The organism is Paenibacillus sp. FSL R7-0272 (assembly GCF_037969905.1).
GTDB lineage: Bacteria > Bacillota > Bacilli > Paenibacillales > Paenibacillaceae > Paenibacillus > Paenibacillus polysaccharolyticus.
Window position 1 is genome coordinate 3,477,055 of the sequence record NZ_CP150221.1, and the last position, 18,806, is coordinate 3,495,860.

Below are 18,806 nucleotides of genomic sequence, written 5' to 3' on the forward strand. Positions count from 1 at the left end.
CTATTTATGGTGTTTGAAATCTGTAGCATTATTCAATGTTTATCCTTTGCTCAGTTAGAAACATATCTTGCGGATAAATTAGCTAAAGGTACCTCTCCATAGAGGTGCCTTTTTTTGTTTATGATAACGTTCAGCCACTAAATAATGATTTTGAAAAATAGAAAAAGAATTTTTGATACCAAGAGTAAAGTCTGCCAGGGCATGAAAAAAGTTCAACAACACAAATCTATACTCAACAATGCAGAGCAGTGTGTAAATAGTTTGAAGATAATGAAGCAGTTTTTATTTAGAATTCATTTTAATGCTCTTAGGACGACTAACAATTCTATGATTAATATTGCTCGTTAATCACAAAGGCCGCTGATCCACCTGTTTCTAATCACTCCAGGCTCATTGTAGTGACTATTATCAAGTTTTGGTTTTAACTTCCAAAAACCTTTTTCCCACTGTGAACAATCGGGTTCAATATATTGAAGTCCGCTAATTACAGAATCAATATCCGAAGGGGAGAGATCGATGAGTTCTTTTTTATGGAATAGGGCTGTAAAGCCGTGTTCAATAGAAATTCTGCAGTTTTTGTTAAAATTAAGGGAAAAGTATGAATGCCCATCTTTAGCATGTTCATGTAGAATCTGAAGTATAGGAAGACCTACATATGAATGGAGATCCTCTATTTTTTTAGGATAAATCGATTGAAACGAGTGATTTTGTTCATCATATATCTCATAAGCAATACCGTATAATTGCCATTCCAACAGACTTTCTAAGAAGATTGTATATATCTCGTGAAAATGCTTTTTAACAAAATGAATTGTACTTAGATCTTCCGTGGTTAGTGCATATTTAGTATCAATAAACGTATTAAGCGAATATATCTCCGTATTAAATAAATCTACCGAAGCTTTAACCTCCAATGACCCTTCCCAACTTTCATATTTTTCGATGTATCGCAATTGATCTAATGTTCTGTTCATTGTTCACCTCATAATTAATCTTTATTGAACATACAGCTTTCTCATAAGAACTAATATCCTCCATGACAAGTAGGCAGAGAGAATCAGTGTTTTCTTGTCACTCTGTATTTTAACAAAAAAAGAGTTGCCCTATATAACCTTCTTTGATATAAATACAATAAATACTGCCAAAAATGGTTCGATTGTATGTTTGTTGTTTAGTAGGTTACAAGTTTTCTTTGTCATGGATAGGAATATATAGGTAGTAGGAGGTTTTTGCATGGTAAAAGTACAAGATCGTCGGCATTTAGTCTTGATTGGTAACGGGATGGCTGGGATCAACACGGTGGAACAGATCTTAAAACTGGCGCCCAGCACCTACAGGATTACCGTATTTGGGAGTGAACCTTATCCCAACTACAATCGTATTCAGTTATCGTATGTGCTAGAGAAGAGTAAAGCAGTAGAAGACATTATTTTGAATGACAGGAACTGGTATTTAGAGAATGGAATAGAGCTATATACCGGAACGACTGTAACACATATTGATACGGAACAAAAAATTGTGAAGGCAGACAATGGTATGGAGGTTCCATATGACAAGCTCATTGTTGCAACCGGTTCCAATCCGTTTATGCTTCCGGTACCAGGAGCAGATAAAGAGGGGATTGTAGGTTTCAGAGATATCGCGGATTGCCAAAACATGCTGCATGCAGCAGATCAGTACAAGAAAGCTGCTGTTATTGGTGGGGGCCTGCTCGGATTGGAGGCTGCCAAGGGGCTACTCAAACTGGGGATGGATGTGACAGTGGTCCATCTATTCGAGGAGATAATGGAACGTCAGCTCGATCATACCGCCTCACTAATGCTTCAGGCAGAGCTGGAAAGCCAAGGATTGAAATTTGCTACCGGCAAACAGACTGAGGAGTTTCTCGGAGATGATCGGGTCAGCGGGATTCGTTTTACCGACGGAACGACGCTGGATGCAGAATTCGTAGTCATGGCGGTGGGAATTCGACCAAACACTGCATTAGCCAAGAAAAGCGGGATTGTAGTTAATAGAGGGATACTTGTGGATGATTATATGCGTACTTCAGCACCCGATGTTTATGCAGTAGGGGAGTGTAACGAGCATCGGGGCATTACATATGGGCTGGTAGCTCCACTATTTGAACAGGGAGCTGTCCTTGCGAAGCATCTGTGCGGAGTGGATACGAAGCCATATGAAGGATCTGTAGTATCTACTCAACTAAAAATATCTGGTGTAGACGTGTTCTCCGCTGGTGAGTTTATGGATGCAGAAGGACTGTCTATAGTGCGGATGCATGATGAGTGGTTACGTATTTACAAAAAAGTGCTCCTGCGCGGCGGACGGATCGTCGGCGGTGTTCTGATTGGTGACGGAAAGGAATCTTCCAGACTGCAGCAGTGGATTCGAACAGGCACGGTAATGACAGAAGCCATTCATAATGCGATTATGGGACAAGCCTCGGTCGAAACCGGGAATACAGCCGCAGAACTGGCGGATGAGGAAATCGTATGTGGTTGTAATGGTGTAACGAAAAAACACATTGTGGATGCCATTAACGAAAAAGGATTAACCACGGTAGAAGAGATCAAGGTGGCCACAAGTGCATCGCGTTCTTGTGGAGGTTGCCGACCGGTTGTAGAGCAGATTCTTCAATATGTGCTCGGAGACAAGTATGATTCAGCGGCGGCGAAACAGGAAGCAATCTGTTCCTGTACCACACTGAGCAGAGATGAAGTCGTGACGGCGATTAAAGAAAAGGGGCTGATCACATCTAAAGAAGTAAGATATGCGCTGGAATGGGATAACCCGGAGGGCTGCTCTAAATGTCGTCCTGCGCTGAACTACTATCTGGGTATGATCTGGCCAACTGAGCATGTGGACGAGAAGGATTCACGTTTTGTGAATGAAAGGATGCATGCGAACATTCAAAAGGATGGAACATTTGGCGTTGTGCCGCGAATGTACGGCGGGGTAACCACTCCGGACGATCTCAGACTTATAGCTGATATTGCGGTGAAATACAACGTCAAGCTGGTTAAAGTAACCGGTGGTCAGCGGCTGGACCTGCTTGGGGTCAAAAAAGAGGACCTACCAAAGATCTGGAAGGACCTTGGCATGCCGTCCGGTTATGCGTATGCGAAGGCGCTTCGCACGGTCAAGACATGCGTGGGATCACAGTTCTGCCGTTTTGGTACGAAAGATTCGATGGGGATGGGAATACTGCTTGAGAAGAAGTTCGAGCGGTTAGATATGCCGGCCAAGTTCAAGCTTGCCGTTAACGGCTGTCCGCGCAACTGCGCGGAGTCAACAACCAAGGATATTGGGATCGTCGGTAATGAGGGAGCTTGGGAAATTTACGTTGGCGGTAATGGCGGAATTAAAGCCCGACTTGCTGAACTGCTGTGTAAGGTGCGAACAGATGAAGAACTTCTGGAGATTGTCGCCGCGTTCATGCAGCATTACCGGGAGACAGGCAAATATCTGGAGCGGACCTCGGAATGGATTGAGAGGATGGGATTGGAATCCGTCACGGAAGCTGTAGTCAATGATCTGGATAACCGCCGGGTTTTGGCTGAGCGAATGGAGGTCGCTCTGGCGCAGGTGAAGGAACCATGGAGTGAAATCCTGAATAATTCGAATTTAAGGGAAAGGATGTTTGAAGAGATTAGTGTCTCTACGAAACAGGACTAGAAACAGGAAGGAGCTGCATGATTGAACCGATGATGAATAAAAATGAATACACGTATTATCTTGTTGGCAATGTAGATGATTTCACAGAGAGACTGGGACGAGTAGTGCGCTTAGGTAATGAAGAGATTGCGATATTTAAGACAACGGACGGACGTATCTATGCTCTTGAGAATAAAAGCCCTGGTCCGCGCGGAGGCACGATTGCAGAAGGAATTATATCCGGGGACGTCCTGTTCGACCCAATCTGTGACTGGAAGATTTCGTTGACGGATGGTCAGGTGCTTGATCCTGATACGGGACAGGTTCGGACTTATCCGGTTCAGGTTCACGTAGAAGAGGTACGAGTTGGATTACTGAAGAATGTGGGAGAGACTTTCCATGAGTAAAGACCTTCAGAACAAGAACGAATGGGTGCTTTAATTGTGGAGATTGCGAATTATTATGAAAGTCAGCGAAGTGGAGTAAGACAGATTAAAAGCTTAGAACACAATATCTAGATTAAAAGGTTCGAATATGTGGGCTGTAAAACATCTCTCATATCATGTCGAGGGACAAGAACATGATCCATTAAAGTCGCTATTTTTAGCGGCTTTTTTTTATTTTATCAGTATTAACAAGTTCTTGGTAAGTCATGATTTGTCAGTGGACAAGAACATTGTTTCATTTTGGTTAGAGGGCCAGCTTTTTCAAAGAGTAGCGTCTCGCCATAAACTTTATGATTTTATAATCAATTGGTTATATAAAGCTTATTTCATATATATATTAATACGGCATATGAAGCGCTTCCAGTACGGAGTCTAAGAAATTGTTGCGAAGGGGTCTTTTCTTTGAAAGGTTAGAATTATGTGAAGGATGGTGGTGAAAGATGGATTGTAACCGCTTAAATCAACAGACTAACTAGTCAGCGACTTTTAAAATGCATAACAAAAAAGAGAGGATGACGAACAAATGAAAAAACGTAGTGCTTTAATCAGCATCGTTACACTCCTTATTATGTCACTTGTTTTTACTGCATGTGGTAATTCTTCTGGTTCAAAAACGGAAACAAAGCAATTAGGGGCTAATGCCGGTGAGAATGCAACAGAATTGTCATTTTGGACATTCGTAGATTTGCACGGCAAGCATTTGGATAAAATGCTGGGGTTATGGAACGAGCAGAACCCAGACAAACAGATTAAGTTGAATGTAACGGTTATGCCTTACGATGATATGCACAACAAGCTCTTATTGGCAGTTACAAGCGGAAAAGGTGCTCCTGATATCGCGGATATCGAGCTTGGTAAATTCCCTAAATTCTTGGAAGGTGACAACGTTCCCCTGGAATCTTTGAATGATGTATATGCACCATACAAAGACGCTGTTGTTCCTTCACGTGTCGAGATTTACTCCAAAGCCGATCAGGTTTATGGCTTTGATTATCACGTAGGTGCTACGCTTGCTTTCTATAACACTGAAATTCTCGAACAAGCAGGTGTTGACTACAAGACCATCAAAACATGGGAAGATTACAAACAAGCAGGCATCCAGGTTTACGAAAAGACTGGCAAGTACTTAGGTACTGCTGATACGTCAGCTTCGTTCCAAGCATCGCTGCTACTAGCTCAGCAAAATGCTGATTTTACAGATGAAAATGGTAATCCAAAAGTGAATTCGCCTGAAATGATTAAAGCGCTTGAAATGTTAGTCGATCTGCAGAAGAACAATGTTATTCATACGATCCCTGGCGGACAACCCGACACAGAAGAAGCAAAAGGCGAATATAACAAAGGCAACTACGCAAGTGCATTAATGCCTGAGTGGTACATGTCCCGCTTTGTAAACGAAATGAAAGATCTTAAAGGGAAGTATGCAATAGCTCCATTGCCTGTATTCGAAGAAGGTAACCCTCGTTCCGTTGGCTTAGGCGGTACTGGCACAGTTGTTACTAAAAATGGTAAAGACGTTCAGTTAGCAAAAGAATTTGTAGCCTTTGCTAAGCTTTCGAAAGAAGCTACTACGGAAATCTGGAATACGCTTGGATTTGACCCAATCAACATGGAAGTATGGAAAGATGATGCAGTTACGAAAAACCCTGAAAATGAATACGTCCAATACTTTAAAACAAATGCATTTGATACGTTGAATGAAATCAAGGACGAAATTAGAGCGATTAAGTCCGTTAAAGCTTCACCCACCATTGGCAATATATTCAATACGGTTACTTTGAACGCGATCTTTGAAGATGGCCAAGACGTGAAGGAAGCGTTGGATGAAGCACAAGCAGCAATTGAACAAGAATTGAAATAAATATAATAAGTAAATGATTCGATTAAACCTGTTGGCAGGTATAGTGGTCGGCAGGTTTAAACATAGTTAAGGGAGATTGAGAATATGATAAAGAAATTTGTATACTCTCAAAAAGTTGCGCCTTATGTTTTTGTATTGCCATTTATACTCATATTTTTGATCTTCTGGTTATATCCGCTTGTAAATTCATTCGTAATGAGTTTTCAAGATCGGATGTTGGGGCAGGATCCTAAATGGATTGGTGAAGCAAATTATTCGAAATTGCTTACAGATAAAGTGTTTTTGATATCTATTAAAAATAGCATTGTGTACATGTTAGGAACCTTAGTGCTGTTAATTCCCTTTCCCATGTTATTCGCCGTTATGATCAACAGTAAGTTAATGGTGGGAAGAGAGTTTTTTAAATCTTCTTTCTTTCTCCCTGCATTGACATCTGTCGCAGTTGCGGGGACCATTTTCCGCCTGACATTCGGTGAGATGGAAGGTTCATTAATGAACAGTTTCCTGGGTCTATTTGGTGTAGAGCCTATTAAATTTTTGAAAGACGGAAATTGGAGTATGGCAGCACTGTTAATCCTCGCATGTTGGAGATGGACAGGCGTTAATATGCTGTACTATCTATCGGGTTTGAAAAGCATTGACAATGAATATTATGAGGCTGCTTCAATTGACGGTGCATCTGCTTGGCAGAAGTTTAGAATGATCACAATGCCATTATTGAAGCCGACCACGGTATATGTTACCACAATTAGCGTTTATGCAGGTTTAGCCATGTTTACTGAGAGCCTGATGATGTTCAACGGTAACAAATCACCCCAAAATATTGGCTTAACCATTGTTGGATATCTGTATAGACAAGGGATTGAGCAGAATAAGCTGGGTTACGCAGCTGCAGTTGGTATCGTTCTGTTAGTCATTGCTATGGTTATCAATTTAACACAGTTGAAATTTAGTGGAATGTTCAAAAAGGAGGAGGATTAAAGTGGGCAGAAGTCAGACAAGGAGTGATTTCATCTCTAGAATAGTAATGATTTGTTTCTTTATTATACTATTCGTTATAATTATGATCCCATTCTACGCAGTGGCCCTATCTTCCTTTAAACCAGGTGAATCATTAGTTAGATATGGTCTTAACCTAAGTTTGGATTTTGAAATCATGAGTTTTGATAATTTTATCTTTCTGTTTACTGGAGAACATGATTATTTTGTGTGGTTTTGGAATAGTATGATTCTAACAATTGTTCAAGTGGTTTTAACACTTTTTGTAAGCGCATTTGTTGGATATGGTTTTGCAGCATATCATTTTAAAGGTAAGAACTTCCTCTTTATATGTGTTTTGCTCATTATGATGGTTCCTTTCGAAATACTGCTGGTTCCTTTGTACAGCCTAATTAATGATTTGGGAATGGTGAATAGCTATTCGGCAATCATTCTGCCTGGAATAGCGAATGCCGCAACCATATTTTTCTTCAGGCAATATCTACGAAGCATACCCAAAGAGATTATTCAATCTGGGCGGGTTGATGGCGCAAACGAGTATGCGATTTATTTCAGACTAATTATGCCGATTATGAAGCCATCCTTTGCGGCAATGGCTATTTTGAATGGGATGAATAGCTGGAATAATCTGTTGTGGCCATTCATGGTGCTCGGAGATCAGAGTAAATATACACTTCCAATCGGTTTGAAAACGTTGTTAACTCCTTATGGCAATAACTATGACCTATTGATCGTGGGCTCCTTCTTCTCCATCATTCCAATTTTCATACTGTTTATTGCCTTCCAGAAATATTTCATAGACGGTATGACTGCTGGCGCTGTTAAAGGATAATATATATATTATGATGAAACAGGTGATAAGTTACATCAACTACTGTAGTGATCGCACACGACGGAAACGAACGAAGGCTTGTTCGACCATCGGATGTACGTGCTAGAGAATGAAAATGACAATCCACTCGAAGGTAGTTGGATGTAAAGGGGACAGGTTCATACCAGATGGGAGAGCTTCGCCCTCGATGACACTACCTTTGAGCATAATGGCAGCCGTTATTACGTATAGGCACGAGAAAATCCCTTTTTTATGTTACTGAAAGTAGGTCTTACAAATGTATGCTAATGATTTCAAGGGAGAAATTGTAATAAATACAGAATCGCAGGTAGTTGAGTTTATTCGAAATCGTCCAGCATTTAATGCCCCTTTTACGAGAATGTTCATGGCGCAGAAGTAGTTTTAGCAAGTACAATGGTTATTACTGTTAAACAAATGACTGATGCGTGCACAGAATTTTTCAAGACGAAAACTCGTCCAACATGTATTACATGGATGGAATTGTAGTTCGGATCAAGTGCAGGAACACGAGAGATTATTAATGTGAGTAGATGCCGAAGGACAAGAACATGTTCCCATTGAGAGTCGCTATTTTAGCGGCTTTTTTATTTTATCCGTACAAGTTCTTGTCTCAAGCTATGGACAAGAACTTGTACCGATTGCCTATTCGTATGTCCGAAAGGGCATGTACTAAAGTACTATTATCCCTGGGGAAATGAGGTATACTGGATACCGAGGTGAATCGAATGTGGTTTAAGAAAAGACTGAATGCCGCTTCAGATACAGAAGAACATATTGACCCTTTATCCGCTTCGCGGCTTCCTGTGTTAATTTGGCTATGCCTTGTTACCACCGCAACTCTTATATTACAGATCATGTCAACACCCCTTATTATTCCGAGTGTTTTTTTTGTCATAGTGATGCTCGTCCATACTTACTTTTACTGGATAACAGGTTCAGTCGTTGCTTATTCCAAGCCGTTATATATTATTATTCAAGCAAGTTTAATATACGGTAGTGCTATTCTTATGCCGGATGGCATGCCGGCGATTCTGATTGGTCTTATACCTGTATTGATTGGGCAAACCGTTGCGATCTATTTCGAAACAGCAAAAGTGGTTTTCATTGCATTTGTGCTCTATGTCATGTTTTGTTCTCTAACTTTGTTTAATCGAACTGGCCCTGAGGCGGCACTGCTTGTTTTATTACTTTTACTCATGATGGTTGTAGTCATATCTTACGCGTCCTTGTTTTACAAACAAGTTAATGCACGTGTCAGAACCCAAAATTTCTTGCGGGAACTAGAGCTGGCTCACCAAAAAGTAGAGGAACTTACACTCACTGGTGAGAGACAGCGGATGGCTAGGGACTTACATGACACATTGGCCCAAGGTCTTGCCGGAATTATTATGCAGCTAGAAGCTGCAAGTATTTATCAAGAAAAGGGGAACCAGCTCAAAGCACAGGAAATTATACGTAATGCTATGGTACAGGCCAGACAATCATTAGCGGATGCACGACGAGCAATAGATGATTTACGCACAAAATCAAACCCTTCCATCACGCTGAGCGAGGCGTTTCAGGAACAACTGGAACGATTCCGGCAGGCGACTGGGATTACTACTGAATTTCAGGGAGAGCTTTCTTCACAGTTATCGAAAGTGCAGATGGAGCATATCTTGCATATTTTGAGCGAATCCCTTATGAATATCGCTCGTCACGCACAAGCGAGTCTTGTCACAGTAACTACCAGCCAAAGCAACAATAAGTTCAACTTGAACATCGTTGATAACGGCCAAGGATTTAACACGGGTCACATCGGAAAATTACATGGCCACTACGGTTTGATTGGTATACAGGAGCGCGCCAGACTCATTGGCGGAAGTATTGAGATTGAGAGTAATGAAGAAGGAACAACTGTACATTTAAGTGTTCCATTATAATCGGAGTAGGAGAGGGGTAACCGCATGAAGCACAAAGTCCTAATTGTGGATGACCATTGGGTTGTAAGAGAAGGTCTGAAGCTTATTCTTGAAACAGACGACAATTACTGCATTGTAGGAGAAGCAAACGAAGGTGTTGAGGCATTAAAACTGATGGAAAGTTCAGAACCGGATGTCATCCTGATGGACCTTAACATGCCAGGGGGGCTTGGGGGACTGGACACCATGAAACGGGTGCAAGAACAAGGCCTGCTTATTCCCGTTATCATTCTTACCACATATAACGAGGACGAACTCATGATTGAAGGTTTATCCTTGGGTGCCAAAGGATACCTTTTGAAAGATACCAGCCGTGAAAATCTGTTCCGTACATTGGATTCTGCACTCCGTGGAGAGACTTTGCTTCAGCCTGAGATTACTGCCAGAGTATTCGCTCACCAAACCCGATCGCTAGCGAAAAAAACGGAGTCCACCTTGCTTAGTGATAAAGAGACGATTGTTCTGCAAGCCATTGCAAGAGGGATGCGTAGTAAAGAGATTGCTTTCGACATGGGCATTGCCGAGCGAACGGTAAAAGCTCATCTTACGAATATTTACAACAAACTAGGGGTAGATTCACGGACCGAAGCGGTTGCTGTCGCTGTCGAAAAGGGACTCCTGCATCTGTAAGTTGAAATCTGTCTCGCAAACGTCTTGATTCAACTAACGTACATGCCCAATTTTGCCCGATCGTACATTTGGGGAATGCCCTTATGTACGATTTTTTTTCGTCTATTTTTCAATACAATACAGACATAGGGTGGTAATAACACACTTCTTAATTGAAGCAAGTTGAAAGGGGCATGACATTTATTATGGCAAAATGGTTATATCGTCTCGGAGCCTGGTCTTCGAGGAAAAGAAAAACAGTAATTGCAGCAACACTTACACTTCTCATTGTAATGGCATCGCTCGGCCTAGGCATGGGGACTGCGTTTACAGGTGAGATGACCATACCTGGAACAAAATCCGACCAGGCCGCCGAGGTTTTAAAATCCGAATTTCCTGCGCCGGATGGTGGTGGTCAGATTCGCCTGATTTTCAAAGCGGATCAGGGATTGCTTACATCAGAGACTAATCAATTGAAAATAAAAAAGGCGTTGAAGGATGTTAAGACGGATCTGTCCGTCGTCTCTGTTTCCAATCCATACGAAACGATGACACTAAGTGCAGATAAAAAAATCGGATATGCTGATATAACCTATAAACAGTCTGCAAGTGAAGTCGAAGAACATTCAAAAGATAACGTACTAAATATAGCAGAAATGTTAACCAAAAATGGAGTGCAGACAGAACTCGGAGGCAGTGTGGCTTTCTCTGAAATAGAAGTAGGAGGCGTCTCTGAAGTCATCGGAATTCTGATTGCGTTTATGATTCTGGCTTTTACCTTCACATCATTTCTTGCAGCCGGATTACCTATCCTGACAGCAGTAATCGGTTTGGGAATTGGCTTGATGACCGTAGTTGTTGGATCAAACTTTGTATCTATGTCTTCATTCTCAATTACGCTCGCTGTCATGCTTGCTTTAGCTGTAGGTATTGACTACGCCCTGTTCATTATATCCCGCTACCGTCAACAGCTAGCCGAAGGTTATGACCGTGATACAGCTATTGCGCAAGCAAACGCTACTGCCGGAGGATCGGTCGTTTTTGCGGGACTGACCGTTATTATCGCCCTTGTAGGGCTCTCCGTTGTTCAAATTCCGTTTATTACCATGATGGGCTTGGCCGCAGCAATCAGTGTATTCGTCGCAGTGCTTATTGCCATCATCTTTGTTCCTGCTCTTCTGGCTGTTGCTGGAGATCGGATCAGTCCGGCACGGGAAAATCGCTGGTTGCGCAAATGGTCAGGTCAAAAGAAAACTAAAACAAAAGATAACGCTTGGGGAGGAATAATCACCCGAAAACCGTGGTTAACCTCGATTGTATCCATAGTCATTCTTGCGGTATGTACATTGCCATTCCTGCACATGGAGTTAGGCTTGCCAGATAGCGGGCTTAAATCAACTGAAACCACGGAACGAAGAGGTTATGACTTATTAGCAGAGGGTTTTGGAGCCGGCTTTAATGGTCCGCTTGTCATTGTAGCCAAGACCAGTGACAGCAAAGATGGCCAGAAGAAGATTGCGGAGGCAGCCACTTACATCAAAGATATTCCAGGTGTTGCAAGTGTATCGCCTGCGATTCCTAGTCCTTCAGGACAAGCAGCAATCATTACCGTATTGCCTGAGACAGGACCACATGATATTCGCACGACTGAATTAGTACAAACGATTCGAGATCAATCGGAGAACGTGCTGAAAAAAGACAATGTAAAGATTATGGTAACCGGTGGAACGGCAGTCAACATTGATATTTCCGAAAAATTACAGGAGGCACTGCCTAAGTTTGCATTGCTTATTGTTGGACTCGCCTTTGTACTGCTAATGCTTGTCTTCCGTTCAATCCTGGTTCCTATTAAAGCAGTTGTTGGCTTCTTGTTCACGTTAGGTTCAACACTTGGCTTTATCGTATGGGTCATACAGGATGGATACCTGGGCAGCTTGTTCGGCATTCCAGAACCTGGCCCGGTATTAAGCTTCCTACCTATTTTGGTGACAGGAATTTTGTTTGGACTAGCAATGGATTACGAAGTATTTCTGGTCAGCAGAATGCGTGAGGATTATACCCACACGGGTGACGCCCACCGTTCAGTAAGAAGTGGATTAACTCACAGCGGGCCTGTGGTTACAGCCGCTGGCCTCATCATGATTGCGGTGTTTGCCAGCTTTATTTTTGCCGAGGATACGATCATCAAATCGATGGGACTTGCCCTTGCCTTTGGTATCCTGGTAGATGCCTTTATCGTACGAATGACTCTTGTACCTGCTGTCATGACAATACTGGGTAAACACGCTTGGTATCTTCCTAAGTGGTTGGATCGAATCCTACCTAATATTGACATTGAAGGCGAATCCATTATGCAAGAGAACAAGAAAGAGAACAAATTGACACCAAGTACCAAAGCCAAAGTTCAAACGAAAACCAACATTTAAATAACAAAAATGTGATTAAGCCTTAAGCGCTGAAAGAAAAGTTGTTTTAAGAATGTTAAATTGTTGATTCAAGTCTACCCGGGTATCGAATGCATCCGTATCATGTAGCATGGACATTTTTTTGGAGAAATTACCGAATACATTTATCATCGTAATTAGTGTATCTACTGTATTCATGTCGGTACGCACAGATCCATCCAGTTCGCCTAGATGGGCCAGCTCCGTAAACAGATGGATCAGCTGATCATATTTGTCCTGATAAATCTGTATATTCTCCAAAGGTGCTTTAGACAAGGCGACATAACATTCAAATGCTTCTATAAGTTTGGAATTCTGCTGATAATGAGCCTGATGATAGAAGACCAAAGCGTCAAAAACACGCTCCATTTTCTCATAACACGTACCTTCGGCATGTAATATGTCTTGAAGTATCTCAATTTCTGAGTGCACAATGTTAGCAGCAACTTCCACAATAAGATGTTCTTTCTTAGGAAAGTAACGGAAAATTGTCGCAACGCCGAGAACCGCTTCATTGGCAATTTCCTGCATCGTCGTCTGCTCAAAACCCTGTCGTGCAAATACAGCTGTAGCCGCTTCAATGATTGCAGTCCGGCGTTTCTGCCGCAAGCTTGTGCGCTCCTGTTCTAACCTTTGCTTGGGTTGAATGAGAATGACCTCCTTAAGTTCAATTAAATTATGCTATCAACTTAAGTATGGTTTGTCAACGAAAGGCGACCTTATATACCATCAACATATAAAGACCATGTTCTTATAAAAACAGCTTCAACAAATTGCATAATAACAAGAAGAACCTTCCACCCATAATCGTTAATGGTGTAGAAGGTTCTTTTTTGTTTTTCCAATATTCAATGATCTTATTTGGAAAAATTAACGGTTCCGATATTCCTGAGGGGTACAGCCATATTGTTTTTTGAAAATTTTTATAAAATGAGGGGGAGCCATAAGCTTTTTACTCACATCAGCAACTTTAAGTTCGGTGTGGATGCCCGTTACAAAGGCGGGGGAAGTTCACACATTAATACAACGAAAGTTGACATCCCTTATGAAAAAATCGAGGGGAAAGCTTCTTTTGTTATTGACCGTTTTCAATATATTCAATTAAAAGTTAAACTCTACTGGCTCAAGGCACTTGATGCAATATTTGGTCATTTATTCCGACGCACACCCCGGCTACTCTGTTGCCTGAAAAGAGAAGGTGTAATATTTAATGATTTTTTGAAGACGGTCTGAAAGTGACTTTGACTGGAAAAACAAAGATAATTGCTAATTTCGTTAATCGGTTTATTCGTATAGGTAAGCAAATTTTGAGCTTCTTTTAACTTGCATTCCATAATAAATTGTTGCAAGGTTTTGCCGATTTTTTTTTTGAAAGTAGTTGAGAGATAGGTACGACTGTAACCAAAATGTTTTGCCACGTGATCAACCGTCAAATTCCGATGCACATTATTAAAAATATATTGAATCAGGCTTCGCATACTTACGTCATCTGCTATATTGTATCTTGCGGCTTGGACCCTCCTGGCCAAATTAAACAATGCTTCTTTCATAAAATTTTGAATGGATTCAGGAGACGATAATTGTTCAATCTCTTGAAGATAGAGATCGGATAACTGAAAAGCAACTTCTGAATCTAATTGACCTCGAATGGCCGCTCGTGTAGCAAGTGCAATTGCGACAATTGATGTATTTTTCGTCTGACGAATGGTATTCCCTGCGGTCATACCCTCATGAACCATAAAAGGCTTTTCCAAAAACTGTTTAAGGCCAACCTCATTACCGTTCTCAATGTAATAACACATCTGATTTTCAATCTCGTAGGAATTGTTAAAATACATGTTTTCTTTATTCTCGTAAATTCGTTTTGTCTGTTCGTTGTTAATATCATTCATTAAATTCATTTGAAGCAAATCCAAATAACTCATCTCTTGTCCGTTCACAAAATAATGAATGGTTACAAGGTGATTTAGAAACTGCTGCAGTGGCATTGGCATGATCTGCTTTAGAAAATTTTCGAAGTTCGCTTCCTCTTGACCGGAAACGACAAAGGCTCTTTTAGCGATACGCAGTGTGTCCTTCAAATAAGGTGTTTGACTAACGGGCCCGACAAGAATGACATGGCCTGGAAGGGAACTAACTTTGATCGCACCATAATACGCAAAAAAGGAAGTAGACAAGTATGCGACCTCTTCCTGTGAAAGCAAAAGCTCAGAGAGATACTCAAATGGCGGATGAGTTAATTGGCTCTGAGCAGGATGACTAAATGTATGGTGTTGATGGTTATACAAATACGTTGGAATCAACGTAGATTGGTAGAGAAATTTCAATTTCTTTTGTAAGGTGTTCAACAAAATCTCCTCCAATATAAACGAATGGTTGGAGTACCAGCTTTCTAACTATTAATTTCAAAAATATCAAACTCGTTCTAGGTGGTCAATATAATTTAAAGACAAATCTGAAATTTAAAGTACATATATGAAAGATAGTGCTTCCATTATGGAATACAATAAGTCTTTACTAATACATCTTAATCGATCACACAGATCCAGAACATCAAACGTATGCTTCAGCAAGAACGACTAGCCCCTCTACCCAAGGATCAGAAATAGTTATCTTAAGGACGACGAACATACAGGAGGAATCGACATGAGTCAGAGCATAATCAGCAAAAAACGTGTGTTTATTACGGGTGCATCCGGTGGGATGGGACAGGAAAGCTTGAAAAGAATGATCAAAGACAGCCATCTGTATGACATTGTTACGTTGTGTCTGGATACGGAAAAGGATCGCAAGGCCCTGGAGCCTTACCAAGAGTTGAACGAAGTAACGATAAAGTATGGAGACATATTGGACTATGAAAAAGTGCTTGAATGCGTCAAAAACGTAGATTTGATTCTTCACATTGCCGCATTTGTGTCACCTGCTGCAGATTATTTCCCCAAGAAAGCGATGGAAATTAATTACGGTGCCGTCAAAAATCTGGTGAGTGCGATATACGAACATGGCCAAGAGGAACATACCAAGCTGGTGTTTATCGGAACCATCGCAGAAACCGGCGATCGTATGCCACCTATTCATTGGGGGCGCGTAGGTGATCCCCTTAAACCAAGTATGTTTGACTATTATGCCGTTTCTAAAATTGCAGCCGAGCGTCTTGTGATTGAATCTGGACTCAAATACTGGGTAAGCCTGCGTCAAACCGGAATTATGGGACCCGCCATGAGTAAAATTATGGATGCGATTATGTTTCACAACTGTCTGGACAACGTTCTGGAGTATGTATCCGACCGTGACTCTGGCAGAATGATGGAGAATTTGTGCAATTATGAGTTTACAGGCAAGCTACCAGAGGATTTCTGGTGTCATGTTTACAATATAGGAGGCGGAGAATCCTGCCGTGTCAGTACCTATGAGATGTACCAGAAGCTCTACGGAGCCATTGGTTTCAAAAATCTTGACCATGTGATTAATCCGAAGTGGTATGCCACCCGTAATTTTCACGGACAGTATTATCTCGATTCGGACAAGCTAAATGATTATTTGCATTTCCGTCAGGACGGGATGGATTATTTCTATCGTTGTTACCTTGAAAATCTGGGTTCACAGGCAACGGCAGCAAAAATTCTGTGTAAACTGCCGTTCGGCGAACGAATCATGGGAAATGTCATGAAAAAAATGTTTGAAAAACCGGCCAGAACGGAACATGGCACATTGCGGTTTATTGAAGAAAATGTGGAAGACCACATTGATGCATATTGGGGCAGCAAAGAGGCATGGAACAACATCCCTGATAAATTAAGCGAGTTCCAGCATTTCGAAGACTGGAACACTGTAGTTCATATTGATCATGGATACAATGACACTAAACCTGAGCAGGATCTCGAAATTGATGATGTGAAGTCGGCCGCTGCATTTCGGGGAGGACAATGTTTGTCTTCCGAGATGGAAAAAGGAAATTGGGGAACTAAATTGAGTTTTACGTGTGCATTTGGACATACGTTCCAAGCCAGTCCGAAGCTTGTGCTACATGCGGGTCATTGGTGCCCTGAATGTGAACGTGAGAGTTGGAATTACGCTGAACGCGCAAAAGTAGATCCATTTTTTGCACAAGTATGGACTCCGTTACATTCTCCGACTGAGACGAGAGTTTACAAAAAAATAGTTTCTGAGCTGGATGTATAATATTTTGACAAGGCAGGAGAGGCCTCAATGTCAATGCTATCTTCCATAAAGATCAACGGATTGGAATCCGGTTGCATTACAGATCAAGCCCTTATGTTTTTGTTTGCATTTTTCTTCGGATCGAGCTGGGGAAAAGGTGAGAAAGATTATTTTACTCCAGGGTTCACTTCATATGATCATCAGATGGCAGAATGGTATGCCGGTGAACATTTTAGTGCCATCATTGATTTAAAGTATATACAATGGAAAACTGTTGATATGGAAATGCCAGAATCCGTATCCGGTTTTGCTTTTAACTTTGGGGGCTTCTTTATAAATACCATTTTCAACTATCCTTCTTTCAATGTAGTTTATGAGACGGGTGTGAATAACGTAGATGTAATAAACATCGATGTCTATTGTGGATAGCATAAAAACTCTCTTTGCAGCTTTGGGTACTTTCTCTTTTAACTAATATCGTATTACTGAAATTAAAAGAACTAATTTGAAATTAAATTCTTAATTATGATAGTATTTATATTGTATTGATATTATAACTATCATTTTGGGAGGCGTTACGATGTTTACCAATACAAATCAAGATCGTTCCAAGTCCAAAGTTGATTTTATGGATCATTCATTCATTCAGCAGCCCTTCCCAGTCTACGAAAAGCTGCGTGCCGAAGAGCCTGTCCATCGACTTTTATTGCCGAGTGGGCATGCTGCCTGGATGGTTACCCGATATGAGGATGCCGTCAACATTTTGCAGGATGGCCGCTTTGTAACCGGAGTTCTCGATAACTATAACAATGAAAACGAGGAGACACTTCCTCCGCATCAGGCGATTATTTCACGAAATCTGATCAGTGTTGGTCCTGAAGATCATCGTCGACTGCGGCGTTTGATTCAGAAGGCATTTACTCCACGTATGATTGAAAGGCTACGAGGACGAATTGTGGAAATAAGCGATCAATTGTTAGATACGATTCAGGCAAGAAATACTCGAGAGTTTGATTTAATCGAGGATTATGCTTTCCCGCTGCCTATTATCGTTATTTGTGAAATGCTAGGCGTTCCACTAGAGGATCAAGATAAATTCAGAGCTTGGTCCAACACCATTATGGAGAGCGTCAGTAATCCGCAGATGAACCAGGAAAGCGATGAGGTAATGAAGGCTTTTGTCGAATACTTACAAGTACTGATCACGGAGCGGCGCAAACATATTCAACAGGACCTCATCAGCGATCTCATCAGCATAGAAGAAGAAGGTGACAAACTAACGGAGCAGGAGTTATATGCACTTGTGTTCGTACTCATCATTGCAGGGCATGAAACCACAGTGAATCTGATTGGGAATGGCATGTTGACATTGCTTGAACATCCACAGCAAAAGCAACTGCTTATGGATAATCCGGATCTGATTCAAGCAGCGATTGAGGAAGTACTACGATTCAATGGGCCAGCTGAAATAAGCAATGTACGGTGGGCTGCGGAGGATGTAGAGTTTCAGGAAATACAAATTCGCCAAGGAGACATGATGCTTGTTGCGTTATCCTCAGCGAATCGGGATTCTAGTCAATTCGTAGAACCCGATACGTTTGACATTACTCGCAAAGTAAATGACCACATTGCTTTTGGTAAAGGGATTCATTATTGTCTTGGCGCTCCGCTTGCGAGACTTGAAGGCGAGATTGCGATCAACGCTTTACTTCAACGGATGCCGGAAATTCGGTTAAATACAGATCTGAATCTACTGGAGTGGAGGCCAGGTATGATCATTCGAGGACTCAAAACGTTTCCGGTCGCATACTAAACAAC

At 41.4% G+C, this 18,806-nt stretch carries 14 protein-coding genes and 1 pseudogene; 12 read left to right on the forward strand and 3 right to left on the reverse strand.

All coding sequences use genetic code 11. The features are described 5' to 3' along the window. Positions 1-344: 344 nt before the first annotated feature. Positions 345-974: a hypothetical protein gene (locus tag MKY23_RS15320; protein ID WP_336120017.1), complete on the reverse strand. Its 630-nt coding sequence runs from the start codon at positions 972-974 to the stop codon at positions 345-347. Between the two features lie 259 nt (positions 975-1,233). Here MKY23_RS15320 and nirB point away from each other — a divergent pair, with 259 nt between their 5' ends. From nirB to MKY23_RS15365, 9 genes and pseudogenes are all read left to right on the forward strand, one after another. After that, positions 1,234-3,675, forward strand: a complete 2,442-nt coding sequence (nirB, locus tag MKY23_RS15325; RefSeq protein WP_154959233.1) for a nitrite reductase large subunit NirB — start codon at positions 1,234-1,236, stop codon at positions 3,673-3,675. A gap of 17 nt (positions 3,676-3,692) precedes the next feature. After that, positions 3,693-4,061, forward strand: a complete 369-nt coding sequence (locus tag MKY23_RS15330) for a nitrite reductase (NAD(P)H) small subunit (RefSeq protein WP_154959234.1) — start codon at positions 3,693-3,695, stop codon at positions 4,059-4,061. 562 nt (positions 4,062-4,623) lie between these two features. Next, the gene (locus tag MKY23_RS15335) at positions 4,624-5,961 is read left to right on the forward strand and encodes an extracellular solute-binding protein (RefSeq protein WP_336120018.1); all 1,338 of its coding nucleotides are present in this window, start codon (positions 4,624-4,626) and stop codon (positions 5,959-5,961) included. Positions 5,962-6,045: 84 nt separating this feature from the next. Next, positions 6,046-6,942, forward strand: coding sequence for a sugar ABC transporter permease (locus MKY23_RS15340; protein WP_336120019.1), 897 nt, complete (start codon positions 6,046-6,048; stop codon positions 6,940-6,942). Between the two features lie 46 nt (positions 6,943-6,988). Continuing rightward, entirely contained in the window at positions 6,989-7,792 is an 804-nt protein-coding gene (locus tag MKY23_RS15345; protein WP_251504672.1) for a carbohydrate ABC transporter permease, read from the forward strand. Positions 7,793-7,843: 51 nt separating this feature from the next. After that, positions 7,844-8,020: pseudogene (locus MKY23_RS15350) on the forward strand (alpha-N-arabinofuranosidase); the annotation flags it as partial. A 518-nt stretch (positions 8,021-8,538) separates the two neighbouring features. Beyond that, complete coding sequence (locus tag MKY23_RS15355) at positions 8,539-9,735, forward strand: sensor histidine kinase (protein ID WP_154959239.1); 1,197 nt, start codon at positions 8,539-8,541, stop codon at positions 9,733-9,735. A gap of 24 nt (positions 9,736-9,759) precedes the next feature. Next, the gene (locus tag MKY23_RS15360) at positions 9,760-10,404 is read left to right on the forward strand and encodes a response regulator transcription factor (RefSeq protein ID WP_339830607.1); all 645 of its coding nucleotides are present in this window, start codon (positions 9,760-9,762) and stop codon (positions 10,402-10,404) included. A gap of 185 nt (positions 10,405-10,589) precedes the next feature. Next, positions 10,590-12,809, forward strand: coding sequence for an MMPL family transporter (locus MKY23_RS15365; protein WP_154959241.1), 2,220 nt, complete (start codon positions 10,590-10,592; stop codon positions 12,807-12,809). Positions 12,810-12,824: 15 nt separating this feature from the next. Here MKY23_RS15365 and MKY23_RS15370 read toward each other — a convergent pair whose 3' ends face one another. After that, complete coding sequence (locus MKY23_RS15370) at positions 12,825-13,436, reverse strand: TetR/AcrR family transcriptional regulator (protein ID WP_339830609.1); 612 nt, start codon at positions 13,434-13,436, stop codon at positions 12,825-12,827. 539 nt (positions 13,437-13,975) lie between these two features. Further along, a complete protein-coding gene (locus MKY23_RS15375) occupies positions 13,976-15,175 on the reverse strand; it encodes an AraC family transcriptional regulator (protein ID WP_154959244.1) in 1,200 nt (399 codons plus the stop codon). 298 nt (positions 15,176-15,473) lie between these two features. On the opposite strand from MKY23_RS15375, the gene MKY23_RS15380 reads away from it, so the two are divergent. The 3 genes from MKY23_RS15380 to MKY23_RS15390 all read left to right on the forward strand — a co-directional run bounded on the left by MKY23_RS15380 (position 15,474) and on the right by MKY23_RS15390 (position 18,801). Then, complete coding sequence (locus MKY23_RS15380) at positions 15,474-17,009, forward strand: NAD(P)-dependent oxidoreductase (RefSeq protein WP_339830610.1); 1,536 nt, start codon at positions 15,474-15,476, stop codon at positions 17,007-17,009. A 27-nt stretch (positions 17,010-17,036) separates the two neighbouring features. After that, positions 17,037-17,417: a hypothetical protein gene (locus MKY23_RS15385; RefSeq protein ID WP_339830611.1), complete on the forward strand. Its 381-nt coding sequence runs from the start codon at positions 17,037-17,039 to the stop codon at positions 17,415-17,417. A 151-nt stretch (positions 17,418-17,568) separates the two neighbouring features. After that, on the forward strand, positions 17,569-18,801 hold the full coding sequence (locus tag MKY23_RS15390; RefSeq protein ID WP_339830612.1) for a cytochrome P450: 1,233 nt from the start codon (positions 17,569-17,571) through the stop codon (positions 18,799-18,801). Positions 18,802-18,806: the final 5 nt, after the last annotated feature.